Origin of the sequence: Desulfovibrio piger (assembly GCF_951793255.1) — a bacterium.
Lineage (GTDB): Bacteria > Desulfobacterota > Desulfovibrionia > Desulfovibrionales > Desulfovibrionaceae > Desulfovibrio.
In genome coordinates this window covers 2,090,361-2,104,760 of record NZ_OX636706.1, presented here as the reverse complement: position 1 = coordinate 2,104,760, position 14,400 = coordinate 2,090,361, and the positions used below count along the sequence as shown (strand labels likewise).

Annotated in this window: 11 protein-coding genes and 1 other RNA gene; 9 read left to right on the top strand and 3 right to left on the bottom strand. The window is 63.1% G+C overall.

Annotated features, from left to right (window positions below):
- Positions 1 to 19: 19 nt before the first annotated feature.
- The gene (rpoN, locus tag Q4I12_RS09335) at positions 20 to 1,450 is read right to left on the bottom strand and encodes an RNA polymerase factor sigma-54 (RefSeq protein WP_204625251.1); all 1,431 of its coding nucleotides are present in this window, start codon (positions 1,448 to 1,450) and stop codon (positions 20 to 22) included.
- Positions 1,451 to 1,629: 179 nt separating this feature from the next.
- Complete coding sequence (pyrG, locus tag Q4I12_RS09330) at positions 1,630 to 3,273, bottom strand: CTP synthase (protein ID WP_006004567.1); 1,644 nt, start codon at positions 3,271 to 3,273, stop codon at positions 1,630 to 1,632.
- Between the two features lie 208 nt (positions 3,274 to 3,481).
- On the opposite strand from pyrG, the gene Q4I12_RS09325 reads away from it, so the two are divergent.
- From Q4I12_RS09325 to dtd, 7 genes are all read left to right on the top strand, one after another.
- Entirely contained in the window at positions 3,482 to 4,294 is an 813-nt protein-coding gene (locus tag Q4I12_RS09325) for a phosphoribosylformylglycinamidine synthase subunit PurQ (RefSeq protein ID WP_006004563.1), read from the top strand.
- Positions 4,295 to 4,487: 193 nt separating this feature from the next.
- Complete coding sequence (locus tag Q4I12_RS09320) at positions 4,488 to 5,282, top strand: Nif3-like dinuclear metal center hexameric protein (RefSeq protein ID WP_302261402.1); 795 nt, start codon at positions 4,488 to 4,490, stop codon at positions 5,280 to 5,282.
- Between the two features lie 10 nt (positions 5,283 to 5,292).
- Positions 5,293 to 6,069: a zinc ribbon domain-containing protein gene (locus Q4I12_RS09315; RefSeq protein WP_168935761.1), complete on the top strand. Its 777-nt coding sequence runs from the start codon at positions 5,293 to 5,295 to the stop codon at positions 6,067 to 6,069.
- A gap of 13 nt (positions 6,070 to 6,082) precedes the next feature.
- An RNA gene (gene rnpB, locus Q4I12_RS09310) (RNase P RNA component class A) lies at positions 6,083 to 6,446 on the top strand.
- A gap of 21 nt (positions 6,447 to 6,467) precedes the next feature.
- The gene (gene ispD, locus Q4I12_RS09305; protein ID WP_302261401.1) at positions 6,468 to 7,706 is read left to right on the top strand and encodes a 2-C-methyl-D-erythritol 4-phosphate cytidylyltransferase; all 1,239 of its coding nucleotides are present in this window, start codon (positions 6,468 to 6,470) and stop codon (positions 7,704 to 7,706) included.
- The gene (locus Q4I12_RS09300; RefSeq protein WP_302261400.1) at positions 7,703 to 9,442 is read left to right on the top strand and encodes a long-chain-fatty-acid--CoA ligase; all 1,740 of its coding nucleotides are present in this window, start codon (positions 7,703 to 7,705) and stop codon (positions 9,440 to 9,442) included. The genes ispD and Q4I12_RS09300 overlap by 4 nt, the downstream gene beginning before the upstream one ends.
- The gene (gene dtd / locus Q4I12_RS09295; protein ID WP_168935764.1) at positions 9,442 to 9,933 is read left to right on the top strand and encodes a D-aminoacyl-tRNA deacylase; all 492 of its coding nucleotides are present in this window, start codon (positions 9,442 to 9,444) and stop codon (positions 9,931 to 9,933) included. The genes Q4I12_RS09300 and dtd overlap by 1 nt, the downstream gene beginning before the upstream one ends.
- Positions 9,934 to 10,390: 457 nt before the next feature.
- On the opposite strand, the gene rnc is transcribed toward dtd, so the two are convergent.
- Positions 10,391 to 11,122, bottom strand: coding sequence for a ribonuclease III (rnc, locus tag Q4I12_RS09290; protein ID WP_302262101.1), 732 nt, complete (start codon positions 11,120 to 11,122; stop codon positions 10,391 to 10,393).
- Between the two features lie 144 nt (positions 11,123 to 11,266).
- Between rnc and Q4I12_RS09285 the strand changes: the two genes are divergently transcribed.
- Both Q4I12_RS09285 and Q4I12_RS09280 read left to right on the top strand, forming a co-directional pair.
- Positions 11,267 to 11,602 (top strand): hypothetical protein, encoded by a 336-nt coding sequence (locus Q4I12_RS09285; protein ID WP_040369116.1) that lies wholly within the window; start codon positions 11,267 to 11,269, stop codon positions 11,600 to 11,602.
- A gap of 69 nt (positions 11,603 to 11,671) precedes the next feature.
- Positions 11,672 to 14,314, top strand: coding sequence for a TIGR03960 family B12-binding radical SAM protein (locus tag Q4I12_RS09280; protein ID WP_302261399.1), 2,643 nt, complete (start codon positions 11,672 to 11,674; stop codon positions 14,312 to 14,314).
- Positions 14,315 to 14,400 lie beyond the last annotated feature (86 nt).

The window sequence follows — 14,400 nt, the reverse complement described above, 5'->3', positions numbered from 1 at the left end:
ACCTCCCGTGGTGCAGGAATCAGAAATGTTCCTTGCGCTTTGAGGATGAGGGGATGTTCAGCGCCGTGCGGTACTTGGCCACCGTGCGCCGTGCGATATTGACCTTCAACTGTTCCTTGAGCAGCTCGCCGAGCCGCTCGTCGCTCAGGGGCGATTTGGGATCTTCGCCAGCGATGAACTTTTTGATCAGAGCCTTGACGCTCTCTGAGCCTACCTGACTTCCATCGTCCAGTTCAAGCCCGCTGTTGAAGAAAAATTTCAGTTCGAAGATGCCGTGCGGCGTCGCCACATACTTGTTGGTGGTGATGCGGCTGACCGTGGATTCATGCATCCCGATATCGTCGGCGATATCCTTGAGGATGAGCGGCGCGAGCTTGGTGACGCCGTCACGGAAAAAGGGCTGCTGATGTTTGACGATGCTCTCCACCACTTTATACAGCGTGCGCTGCCGCTGGTACAGACTGCGGATGAGCCAGGATGCGGAACGCACCTTTTCCGAAACGTAGTCCTTCTCTTTTTCATTACAGGAGGGAACGCCATCACGCAACATGCTGGAGAGCTGCAGATGCGGCAAACCATCTTCATTGAGCAGGATGACGAACTCGTCACCGACGCTGTACACGAAGACGTCAGGGCTTACATAGGTGGGCTCGCTGCCGTCGAAGCTGGCACCGGGCAGGGGCTCCAGGGACTGGATGATGTCCAGGTACTCGCGCAGGCCTTCCATATCCAGCTTGAACTTGCGCAGCAGGGGCTTGTAGCGGTGGGCTTCCAGATCTTCCAGATGCGACTGCACCAGTTCCAGCAGGATGGGGTCACGGTCGTAGCGCAGGCTCTTCAGCTGCACCAGCAGACATTCGCGGGCATCCCGGGCCGCCACGCCCACCGGGTCGAAAAGCTGTACGCGCTCCAGCACGGTCTGCACGGCCTCCGGCGTGGTGGACGCCATCTCGGCGATCTCTTCCACGCTGGCCCGCAGATAGCCCGACGAGCCCAGATTGCCGATGATGATCTCGCCGATCTCCTTCTGCTCGTCCGTCAGGGTAGAAAGATGCAGCTGCCAGAGCAGATGGCCTTCCAGCGTGGGCTTGGCCGAGTAACGGGCCTCCAGGGGAGAGATCTCTTCCGCGATCTCCAGTTCCCGCCCCTGCGAGGTGCGCGGCGTGCTGGCGAATTCGCCGAGATATTCCTCCCAGTCGGCATTGCGGGAAAGGTCTTCGTCATAGACTTCGTCCTGGGGCTTCTCGTGCCGCGGCTCCTCCTGATCCTGCGGAGCCACGGGCTCATTGGCCGGGGCCTCTTCCAGAAAGGGGTTCTCCAGCAATTCCTGCTGGACGGTCTCCAGAAGTTCGACACGAGAAAGCTGCAACAGCTTGATGGCCTGCTGCAGCTGGGGGGTCATGACCAGCTGCTGCGACAATTTGAGTTGTTGACGAAGTTCCAATGCCATGGGGTGCTATCCTGTCAGTAAAAATTTTCTACGTTTCAAATACCATGCCACATGCTGCACCAATAGGCAAGGGAGGCTGGCCCGGGAGCACAAAAAAGGGAATATTTCAAGTCATTGCATAAAAAAAGGACGCCCCGCGCCAGCGGAGCGTCCTGAACGGCTTTTCTTGCACAAAAGCCCTATTTCTTGTGATTGTTCTTGGCGGCCTTGATGAATTCGCGGAACAGGGGATGCGCCGCCATGGGACGGGACTTGAACTCGGGATGGAACTGGCAGCCCAGGAACCAGGGATGGTCGGGCAGTTCCACGATTTCCATCAGGGAGCCGTCGGGGGCGGTGCCGCTGAAGACCATGCCCTTTTCTTCCAGCAGATCCTTGAAGGCGTTGTTGAACTCGTAGCGGTGACGGTGGCGTTCTTCCACCAGTTCCTTGCCGTACGCTTCAAAGGCACGGGTATCGGGGATGATCTTGCAGGGGTAGGCGCCCAGGCGCATGGTGCCGCCCTTGTCGCTCTCGGCGTCGCGCTTTTCCAGGTTCTTGGTGCGGAAGTCGAACCATTCGGTCATCAGGTAGATGACCTTGTGGGCGCTCAGGGGATCGAATTCTTCGGAGTTGGCGTCTTCCAGACCGGCCACGTGACGGGCGAACTCGATGACCGCGCACTGCATGCCCAGACAGATGCCGAAGAAGGGGATGCGGTTCTCACGGGCATAACGGATGGCGGCGATCTTGCCTTCCACGCCGCGGTAACCGAAGCCGCCGGGCACCAGAATGCCGTCGCAGCCGGCAAAGGTGGCGGCCACGTTGCTGTCGTCCACGTTCTCGGAATTCACGTAGCGCAGGTTCACGGAAACGCGGTTGGCCACGCCGCCGTGGATCAGGGCTTCATGCAGGCTCTTGTAGGCTTCCTTCAGGTCCACATACTTGCCCACGATGGCGATGGTCACGCTGCCCTGGGGATTGGCACAGTCGTAGACCAGCTTTTTCCAGTCTTCCAGGTGGGCGTTGCGCGCGGGCAGGCGCAGCATGATGGCCACTTTCTGATCGAAGCCTTCCTCGTAGAAACGCAGGGGCACTTCATAGATGTTGCCCACGTCCACGGAGGAGAACACGGCATCCTGATCCACGTTGCAGAACAGGGCGATCTTGCGGCGCATCTCTTCGGGGATGCTGTGCTCGCAGCGGCAGAGGATGATGTCGGGCTGGATGCCGATGGAAAGCAGTTCCTTGACGCTGTGCTGGGTGGGCTTGGTCTTGTGCTCACCGGCGGCCTTGAGGTAGGGCACCAGCGTCAGATGGATGTTCAGGCAGTTGTCGCGGCCCAGCTCGGACTTGAGCTGGCGGATGGCTTCCAGGAAGGGCAGGCCTTCGATGTCGCCCACGGTGCCGCCGATCTCGATGATGGCCACGTCAGGGGCGTTGTCGCCTTCGGCCAGGGAAAGCACGGTGCGCTTGATCTCGTCGGTGATGTGGGGGATCACCTGCACGGTGCCGCCCAGGTAATCGCCCCGGCGTTCCTTGGCGATCACGTGGTTGTAGATGGCACCGGAAGTGGTGTTGTTCTTGCGCGACATGGGCACGTTGAGGTAACGCTCGTAGTGGCCCAGGTCCAGGTCGGTCTCGGCCCCGTCATCGGTCACGAACACTTCGCCGTGCTGGAAGGGATTCATGGTGCCGGGGTCAACATTGATATACGGATCCAGCTTTTGGATGGTGACGGAAAGTCCCCGGGTCTGCAACAGGGCGCCCAGCGAAGCCGCGGCAAGGCCCTTGCCCAGGGAAGACAACACACCGCCCGTAACAAAAATGAACTTGGTTTTCATGAACTCCTACCTTTTGATGACATACAGCGGACCGTGGTCCGGACCGCATGTGCTGCGCCCGGGCGAACCGCCCTCGCGCAATCGGGAGGTTTTACACCAATCCGAATCATTTTACCAGCATTGACTATTATAAACTTTGCAGGTAGTCTCTTTTTCCATTTCTATAGTGGCCCTTTGTGGCTACCGCTTGCAAGGAGGCTTCTGCCGCATGGGCACAGTCAATACTCTCGTCATCACCGGCTATGGCACCAATTCCCATCTCGAAACCGCCCACGCCGCCCGTCTCGCGGGTGCCGACCGCGCTGACGTCGTGCACTTTTCCGACATCGTGGCCGCCAAAGTCCGCCTGAGCGATTACCATTTTCTCGTGTTCCCCGGCGGGTTCCTGGATGGTGACGACCTGGGTGCCGCCCAGGCTGCTAGCATGCGCTGGCGCTATCTGAAGGACAGCACGGGCACTCCCCTGCTCCAGTCCCTGACCGAATTCATCAACGACGGCAAACTGATCCTGGGCATCTGTAACGGCTTCCAGCTTCTGGTCAAGCTGGGCGTGCTGCCCGCCCTGGACAACAACCGTTTCGAGCGCCAGGTCTCTCTGAGCCACAACGACTCCGCCCGTTACGAAGACCGCTGGGTGCACCTGCTGCCCAACCCCAAGAGCCCCTGCGTCTTCACCAAGGATCTGCCCATGATGGCCATGCCCGTGCGCCACGGCGAGGGCAAGCTCATCGCCCGTGACGACGCCACTCTGCAGCGCCTGGCCGATGAAAACCTCATCGCCCTGCAGTATGCCGATCCCGAGACCGGCAAGGCGACCATGGAATATCCGCTCAACCCCAACGGTTCCAGCCTGGCCATCGCCGGCCTGACGGATCCCAGCGGGCGCGTGCTGGGCCTCATGCCCCACCCCGAAGCGTTCCACCATGTGACCAACTATCCCACCTGGACCCGCGGCTCCATCGACGTGCCCCCGGCCACCCAGCTGTTCTCCAACGCCGTGCGCTACCTGCGCGCCCTTTAATATAAGGAAGGGAGGGGACTTCCCGCTTGACAGCGGGCTCAGGGCCAGCTAAATTCTTTGAACCATTTTGCTGGTTACGGCCCCAGTGGTCGCAGACACAGGTGTCGATCATTTGCAGCGAGCCTGCCGCCCTTTGCTTTTGAAAGCACTTTTCTGGTTTCAGGGAAGTGCTTTTTTACTGTAAGGGATCGATATGCATATAGCAGAGATCATTAGCATCATAGAACAGATGGCCCCCCTGCAGGGTGCCGCGTCCTGGGACGCTTCGGGCCTGCAGGTGGCCGCGCACAGGACCGACGCCACGCGTCTGGCTGTCTGCCTCGATCCGAGCCCGGCTTCCGTCTCGGCCGCGCTCGAGCTCGGTGCGCAGTGCATCCTCAGCCATCATCCGCTGGCGCTCAAGCCTTCGCTGCCCAACCGCATCGACCATTACCACGAAGTCCTGCGCCTGCTGCTGACCAACGATGTGCCGCTTTACGCCGCGCATACCTCGCTGGACGTCAACAGCGACGGCCCGGTGTCCTGGCTGGCCCGCGAGCTGCATCTGGACAATCTGGCCGTGCTGGAACCCACCGGCCCCGGCACGGGGGATCTGCCGCACGGCTTCGGCCTGGCCGGCGATCTGGCCGAGCCCGTGGACCTGCAGCAGCTGGCCGGCATGCTGGCCGCGCACATCGACCTGAGCACCGCCACCGTCAGCGGCCCCTGCCCGGAAAGCATCCGGCGGGTGGCCTACTGCACCGGTTCGGGATCCTCCCTGCTGGAGGAGGCCCGCGCCGCGGGTGCCGACATTTTCATCACCGGCGACGTCAAATACCATACGGCGCTGGATACGCAACTTTGTCTTTTCGACGTGGGCCATCACAGCCTGGAAGAAGAAATGATGCGGCGTGCCGCCATCCACCTGCAGCACGCCTGCCCGATGCTCGAAGTCATCTTCGTGCCTTCGGCCTCCCCTTTCCAGCCTGTCCATCCCCGCGTTCTTTAGGAGGAACCTCATGAGCACCGCTGTCTACCTTGACCAGATCCGCCAGCTTGTCGAGCTGCAGAAAGTGGACGACGCCATCTTTGCCGTGCGTCAGGAACTGGAATCCGCTCCCCGCCAGCTGGACGAGCTGCAGGCCAAATTCGATGCCAGCAACGCCCAGCGCGAACGCATCGTGGAAAAGCTGACCCACCTGCAGGAACAGCAGAAGCGCCTCGCCATGGAGATCGACGACGACTCCGCCCGCATCAAGAAGAGCAAGAACAAGCTCATGCAGGTGGAAAACACGCGCGAATACCATGCCATGATGCGCGAAATGGACAGCATGGAAAAGATCAACCGCTCCCGTGAGGAAGAAAAGATGACCCTCATGGAAGAGGTGCAGCGCCAGAACGAAGCCCTGGCCGAGCTGGACCTGACCCATGGCGCCCTCCAGGCCGAACTGGAAGTGCGCCGCGACGGCCTGGAAGAAAAGATCCAGCTGGCCCAGGCCAAGCTGGCCGAACTGGAAGAAAAGCGCCAGCATGCCGCCGGCGTCATCCCCCAGCCCGTCTTCGTGCGGTACGAATTCATCCGCAAGCGTCTTGAGCATCCCGTCATCGTCGGTGTGCGCGAAGGCATCTGCTCCGGCTGCCACATCGCCATCCCGCCGCAGTCCTTCATCGAACTGCAGCGCGGCCAGCAGATCCTGAGCTGCCCCAACTGCCAGCGCCTGATCTTCTGGAACGAGCACTTCCCGGATATGGAACTGCAGGCCGCTCCGGCCAAACCCAAGACTCTGGTGGACTAAAAATCAACAGGCAGGAGCCGGACAGATCGCCGCTGCGGGCATTGGCCCGGAGAGGAAAGTCCGGGCTCCACAGGGCAGGACGCTGGATAACGTCCAGGAAGGGCGACCTTCGGACAGCGCCACAGAAAGCAAACCGCCCGGCCGGTCCCGTACCGGCCGGGTAAGGGTGAAACGGTGGAGTAAGAGACCACCAGATGCCGTGGTGACACGGCATGCTCGGCATACCCCGTCTGGAGCAAGGCCAAATAGGGAAGGAGGCTGGCCCGGCCATACCTTCCGGGTAGGCTGCTTGAGAGGGCAGGCAACTGCTCTTCTAGAGGAATGGCGATCGCGCGCCCCGGCGCGAACAGAACCCGGCTTATCGTTCGACTCCTGCCTGTTTTTTTTGCGAGTACAGCATGACACGAATTCCCGTCCGTCCCTGGGCCCTCGTTCTGGCCGCAGGACAGGGCAAGCGCCTGTCCGCCGCTACAGGCGGCCACTCCAAACAGTTCCTGCTCTGGAAAGGGGTTCCCCTTTACTGGCATTCAGCCCGCACTCTGGCCCGTTCCGGGGCCGTGGCGGGCCTTGTTTTTGTCTTCCCCCAGGATTGCCTGGAAGAAGAAAAACAGCGCCTGGCCCAGCTGGTCCGCGACGAGGATCCCGGCATCCCCTGGCTGGCCGTGGCCGGCGGGGCGGAACGGCAGGACTCCGTGCGCCACGGGCTGGCCGCCCTGCCCAAGGAAGCCACGCATGTGCTGGTGCACGACAGTGCGCGCCCCTTCATGAGCGCGGCCCTCGTCCACCGTATGTGCGATGCGCTCGCCGCAGGTGCCGTGGCCGTCATCCCGGGCCTTGCCGTCACGGATACCATAAAGGCCGTCTGCGACGATCTTGTGACGGACACGCCGCCCCGTGCCCGGCTGCGTGCCGTGCAGACCCCCCAGGGCTTTGCCCTGCCTCCCCTCCTGGCCGCCCACGATGCCGCCCGGCAGGAAAGCGCCGCCGGACGCGCGGCCACGGACGATGCAGCCCTGATGGAAGCCCACGGGCACCCCGTACTGGTGGTGCCGGGCGAAGCCGCCAATATCAAGATCACCCATCCCGAGGATCTTGCCTTGCTGGAAGAACGCTCCCCCGTCATGCCGGTGCCGCGCGTGGGCATGGGCTATGACGTCCACCGCTACGGCAGCGGCCGCCCCATGAAGCTGGGCGGCATCATCATCCCCAATGCTCCCGAGGTCATCGCCCATTCCGACGGCGACGTCCTGCTCCATGCCCTGATGGATGCCCTGCTGGGCTGCGCGGCCCTGGGCGACATCGGCCGTCTTTTCCCTGATGCCGACGCCCGTTTCGACAATATTTCCTCTGCTGTCCTTCTGGACGACGTGCTGGAACGCTTCCGGGATGCCGGTCTGACCCTCTGCCACGTGGATCTGACCGTCGTGGCCCAGACCCCCAAACTGGCTCCCCATCGTGAAGAGATCCGCAAGAACGTGGCCCGCCTGCTGGGCCTGGGTACGGACTCGGTCAACATCAAGGCCACCACGGAAGAAAAGCTGGGCTTTACCGGTGCCTGTGAAGGCATCAAGGCCTATGCCGTGGCCACGGCGTTCCAGCTTCCCCCTCACCCGCGCAACACCAAGGAAATGGCATGACCCCCGAGCTGCACCGTCCCTGGTTCTCCCATTACGAACCGTCCGTTCCCCGTACCGTCACTGTTTTCGACCAGCCCCTGTACAGCCTGCTGGATGAGGCCGCCGCACGCTATCCCAAGCGCCCGGCCCTGATCTTCCAGAACACCCGCCTGAGCTACAAGGCCCTGCATGAGGCCGCGGAACGCTTCGCCGGGGCCCTGCGCCGCGCGGGCATCCGGCCGGGCCAGCGCGTGGCCGTCATGCTGCCCAACCTGCCCCAGACCATGATCGCCTTCTGGGGCGTGGTCAAATGCGGGGCCGTGGCCGTGATGGTCAACCCCCTCTACATGGAACGGGAGCTGCTCCAGAACCTCAATGACGCCGGTGCCGAATGCCTTGTCCTGCTGGACATGCTCTGGCCCCGCGTGGCTCCGTTGCGTGACCGTCTGCCCGTCAAGACCTATGTGGTCACCGGCATCGCCGATGCCCTTTCCTTCCCGCTGAACCTCATCTACCGTTTCACCAAGGGCCGCCAGAAGGCCGTCCCCATCCCCTATGATGACAAGGTCATCGCCTGGAAGGACTTCAGCAGGGGCGCCCAGCCCCTGAGCGAACCCATCGCCGACCCGCAGAACACGCCCGCGCTGCTGCAATATACCGGCGGCACCACCGGCATCCCCAAGGGCGTGGCCCTGACCCACAGCAATCTGGGCACCAACTGCCGCCAAATCCTGAGCATCATCCAGGAGACCGCCGAGACGGAACACCGCTTCGTGGGCCTGCTGCCCTTTTTCCATGTCTACGGTCTGACCACGGGCCTGACCATCCCGGCCGCCCTGGCCGCCACGGTGCTGCCCCTGCCCCGCTATGTGCCCCAGGACGTGCTGCACCTCATCGGCAAGCACCGCCCCACGGTCTTCCCCGGTGCGCCCGCGGTCTACAGCTCGCTGCTGCAGCAAAAGACCCTGGGCCAGTACGACCTGACCTGTATCAAGCTCTGCATCTCGGGCTCCGCTCCCCTGCCCCGCGATACCTTCCGCCGCTTCCAGGAGCTGACCGGCGCCATCATCCTCGAAGGCTACGGTCTGACGGAAGCCTCGCCCATCACCCATATCAATCCCCGCGAAGACAGCAAGCAGAAAGAAGGCTCCATCGGCATGCCCCTGCCCGGCACCGATGCCCGCATCGTGGACAGCGAAAGCGGCACCGCCCCCCTGCCTGTGGGCAAGCTGGGGGAACTGGTCATCCGTGGCCCGCAGGTCATGCAGGGCTACTGGCACCTGCCCGACGAGACCGCCAGCGCCCTGCGCAACGGCTGGCTCTATACCGGCGACCTGGCCGTCATGGACGAGGAAGGCTATTTCTTCATCATGGACCGCAAGAAGGACATGGTCATCGTGGGCGGCTACAACGTCTATCCGCGTGAAGTGGACGAAGTCCTGCTGGAACACCCCGACGTGCTGGAAGGCGTGAGCGTCGGCATCCCCGACGGCGTGCGCGGCGAGGCCCTCAAGGCCTATATCGTGCCCCGTCCCGGCGTGGAACTGACCAAGGCCGATATCGTGGGCTGGTGTCGCCAGCGCCTGGCCTCCTACAAGGTGCCCCGCCTGGTGGAATTCCGCGAGGAACTGCCCAAGACCATCGTGGGCAAGGTCCTGCGCCGCGCCCTGCGTGAAGAAGAGATGGCCAAACAGGCCAAGAAAGCTGCCCGTCACGCCGCCCGGCAGGACGGTGCCGCGACCGCCAAGGAGGACTGATGCGACTCCTGGTTCAACGTGTCCTCGAAGCGGCCGTCACTGTGGACGGCCAGACCACCGGCGCCATCGGCAAGGGCCTGCTGGTCATGACCGGCTTTGGTGACGAAGACGGCCCGGACTTCCACCACAGCCCTGTTTTTGAAGGCATGGCGCGCAAGCTGCTGGATCTGCGCATCTTCCCCGGCGAAGGAGACCGCTGCGACAAGTTCGACCGCTCCGCCCGGGATTGCGGGGCCGATGTCCTGCTGGTGCCGCAGTTCACGCTGTATGCCGACTGCCGCAAGGGCCGCCGCCCCTCCTTCTCCCATGCCGGCGATCCTGCCTGGTCCCGCGAGATGTTCGACCGCTTCACCCGAAAAGTCAGTGAAGAAAGCGGCCGCCCCGTGCCTACGGGCGTGTTCGGCGCGGACATGCGCGTCCACCTCATCAACTGGGGCCCCGTGACCATATGGCTGGATTCCCGCGAGGTGCTGCCGCATCTGTACCTTTAAGGCGGCAAGGGGATCCCTCTTCCTCGCGTGAAAGGCCTCTCCCAGGGCTAATACCGTTCTTGCAGGCTGTAACGTCCACGATGAACGGGTACAGGCCGACCGGCATCCGGTCGCTCCTCTTTCCAATATGCTTTCCCCAAGGCCATAAAAAAGGACAGCCGTACGGCTGTCCTTTTTTATGGCCTCCCGTCCACCGGATACTGCCAGCAAAAGAGAAAGAAGAAGAAGAAGAAGAAAAAAGAGAGAGAAAAAACGAAAAGCCTGACCAGCACAGGCCAGGCTCAGCATTTTTTCGGGGGACCATCAGTAGCGGCAACCTTGCCACAGGCAGTTACCCATCATCCTCCATAGTAAAGCGCGTTTGGGAGGGATGGGGGGAGCTTGAGGGGGGAAGGGAACCTTTTGTGCGCCAGCCAAAAGGTTCCCTTCCCCCCTCAAAAAACATCCGCGCTGCAGCCTATCCCCGTGCCTCCAGCGCGCACAATGCCAGGCGGGCGGCCTCCTGCTCGGCCTTTTTGCAGCTGGTGCCGGTGGCCGTGAACTGCTGCCCCGAGGGCAGGGAGACCTGCACGGTGAAGTGCCGGGCATGTTCCGGGCCTTCACAGGCCAGGGTCGTATAGACGGGGCGATCGTGGAAAAGGGCCACCGAGCGTTCCTGCAAACTGGTCTTGAAATCCTTGGTCTTGGGTTTGCCCACACAGACCTCGTCCAGAAGCGTGCCGAAGATGCGGGCCACGACCTTTTGGGCCGCGGCATAGCCGCCGTCTTCGTACACGGAGGCCAGCACGGCTTCGAACACGTCGCTGAGCACGGCGTCACGGCTGCGACCGCCCTGCCGCTCCTCGCCGCGCCCCAGGCGCAGCAGCTGGTCGATACCCGTTTCCCGGGCCCGCTGGGCCAGACTGGTGGTGCCCACCAGCTGGGAGCGCACACGGGTCATGTCGCCTTCGCGGGCCTGCGGGAAGCGCGTGAACAGCTCCCACGAGATGCACAGTTCAAGGACGGCATCGCCCAGGAACTCCAGGCGCTCGTTGTGCGCCTGCCCCAGCCCGTGCTCATTGGCCCACGAGCTGTGGGTCAAAGCCAGGGCCACCCGTTCCGGGCGTGAAAAATGATAGTCCAGGATCTGTTCGATGCGTTCCAGGTCCGCCGCCGAGATGCTGAGGTCGAGTTTTTTGCTGTGTTCCATGCGCAGCAGTCTAGTCACTTCAGGACGCAAGGCAACAGAAATTTTCTTGACACCCGGCCTTTCAGCGCCTACCTATTTGGAGCAAAATTCAGAGACTTCCGCATGTCCGGCCGTCATACGGCCCCATGCTGGCGAGGAGACATTATGGCTTACGATATCCGCCTCATGAAGCTGGTGACCGGCGAAATGGTCATCGGCAAGTACGACGCCGAAAAAGACTGCCTCAACGAAGTGGCCAGCCTGCAGAGCATCCCCACCCAGCAGGGCATGCAGATGATGCTCCTGCCTTACGGCTATCCTTTCGAGCCCAACTTCACCGGCACCCTGGAAGGCCGTCACTTCCTGTACCGCTACGCCGACACCCCCAAGGAACTGCAGGACAAGTACATCGAAGCCTGCACCAACCTCACCGTGGCCGGCGGCCTGGGCAAGCTGAGCTTCGGTCCCTCCGTGCAGACCGGCAGCGGCCTCATCAAGTAGCCCGTTTTCCATCAGGTTTCCGGGGCGGCATCTGCCGCCCTTTTTTGTATCCAGACAACAGGGATGTTTATGCGCGCACTGCTCCCCATTCTGCCCCGCCCCAGCCGCTACGCCGGTATCGAAGAGGGCGCCTGCCACAAAGACCCTGCCCAGGTTCGCCTGCGTGTGGGCCTGGCCTTTCCCGATACCTATGAAGTCGGCATGTCCTATCTGGGGCAGAAGATCCTTTACGGTATCGTCAACAGCCACGAACACTGGTGGGCCGAACGGGTCATGGCCCCGGAACGCGAAGCAGGCGACATCCTGCGGCAACACGGCTGCCCGCTGGGCACGCTGGAATCCGGCACGCCGCTGCGTGACCTGCACTGCCTTTCCTTCTCCATCACCCATGAGCTGTGCTACACCAACGTGCTCTACATGCTGGAGCTGGGCAACATCCCCCTGCGCACGGCCGACAGGCCGCAGGATCTGCGCCAGTGCCCGCTGGTCATCGCCGGTGGCGGCGCCCTGCTGAGCGCCGAGCCGCTGGCCCCCTTCATCGACCTGATGGTGCTGGGCGACGGCGAAGAATCCCTACCCGACGTGCTGCGCCTGCTGGAACAGGCCCTGGACGAAGGCTGGACGCGTGACCGCTGTCTGGAAGAGGCCCGCCACATCCACGGCGTCTACATCCCCTCTTTCTTCACGCCGGATGCGGAAGGCCGTTTGCAGCCCCGTTTTGCCGACCACGCCCGGCCCTCGCGCCGCATCGTGGCCGACTTCGACAAGGTGGCCTACCCCACCAGCCAGGTGGTGCCCATCGGCGCGGTGCACAACCGCCTGTCGCTGGAGATCGCCCGCGGCTGTACGCGCGGCTGCCGTTTCTGCCACGCGGGCATGGTCTACCGCCCCGTGCGCGAACGGTCGCTGGACACCATCACCGGCCTGCTGGACGACTGCCTGAAAAAGACGGGCTTTGACGAGATCTCCTTCCTTTCGCTGAGCACGGGCGACTTCTCCGCGCTCAAGACCCTGAGCCACGGCGTGCTGGGCCGCTGCGCCCAGGAACAGATCAGCCTTTCGCTGCCGTCGTTGCGCGTGGGCTCCATCGACGACGAGATCATGCAGCGCATGTCCGACCTGCGCCGCACGGGCTGTACCCTGGCCCCCGAAGCGGGCAGCCAGCGCCTGCGTGACGTCATCAACAAGGGCGTCACCGAGGAACAGGTGCTGCTGCATGTGCAGAAGCTGCTGGAATACGGCTGGCGTCAGGTCAAACTCTATTTCATGATCGGCCTGCCCACCGAGACCGACGAGGACCTCAAGGCCATCGCCGACCTTTGCCGCAAGGTGCGCGACGCCGCGGGCAAGGGCAATCCGCGCCTGCAGGTCACGGCGGCGCTCTCGCCCTTCGTGCCCAAGCCCTTCACGCCCTTCCAGTGGGTGGAACAGATCAGCCAGGAAGAGATCCAGCGCCGTGTGCAGGTGGTGCGCAACGAATTCAAGGGCCAGAAGTTCCTCAAGCTGCGCTGGCACGAACCGGCCATGAGCCATCTGGAAGGCATCCTTTCCCGCGCTGACCGCCGTCTGGCCGATGTGGTGGAAAAGGTCTACCGCAAGGGCGGCATCTTCACCAGCTGGATCGAAGGTTTCGATCTGGCCCCCTGGCTGGAAGCCCTGGAAGAATGCGGCCTGACCGCCGACGAATTCACCCGGGCCCGCAGCATGGACGAATACCTGCCCTGGGAACATCTGGAGGCCGGCATCTCGCCCGAATTCCTGCGCCGCGAATACGAGCGTGCGCTGGCGGGCAAGGTCACGGAAGACTGCCGCTACCATGCCTGCCGCCAGTGCGGCGCCTGCGACACCAAGGCCGGGCCTTCGCGCATGCCCCATGCCAGCCTGGGCGAGGACGGCCAGCCGCTGGAGCACCACAACCGTCTGGTCTTCCCCCAGCGTGACCAGCAGGCCCACCAGCCCGCCCGTGACGAGGAAGGACGCATCATCTGCCGCACCCACGAGAACAAACCGCCGCAGATCGCGCCGGAGCTGGCCGTCAAGGCCGTCCAGTACCGCATCTGGCATACCAAGACCGGCGGCAGCTCCTACCTCAGCCAGCTGGAGCTCCAGGCCATCCTCGACCGCGCGCTGCGCCGTGCCGACCTGCCCATGGCCTTCTCGCAGGGCTTCCATCCCATGCCGCTGATGTCCTTTGGCCGGGCCCTGCCGGTGGGCATGGAAAGCCGGGCCGAATGGTTCGCCATCACCCTGCGCACCCCCATGTCCGCTGCCGAAGTGCATACCCGCCTGGCCGCGGCCCTGCCCACGGGCATGGCCGTCATCCGCGTGGAAAAGATGGACAAGAGCCGCCGCACGGAACAGTCCGTGGCCGAGACCTTCCGCCTGCGCACCGGCAGCATCGACGGTGAAGGCCTTTCGCTGGCGGCCGTACGCGACTGCTTTGCGGCCTTCGCCGCCCAGGAAAGCGTCATGCTGACCCGCGAGACCAAGAAGGGCCCGCGTACCAGCGACATCCGCCGCCACCTGCTGCGCTGGAAGGAACTGGAGGACGGCAGCCTGGAATTCAGCCTGGACTGGAGCGACGGCTACCTTTCGCCCCTGCTGCTCTGCACCAGCATCTGCGCCACACTGGGTGACGAGTCCCGCCTGCGGGCGCTGCTGCGCCTGAGCAAGACGGCCCAGCATTTCGCGGACGGCCAGGTCTGCCCGTAAAGAATCTTTTCAGGGCCTTCCGTGGATGGATGCTCCATCCGGTTGCGGAAGGCCCTTTTTGCGGCTCTGCTCCGGCCGCGCCATCG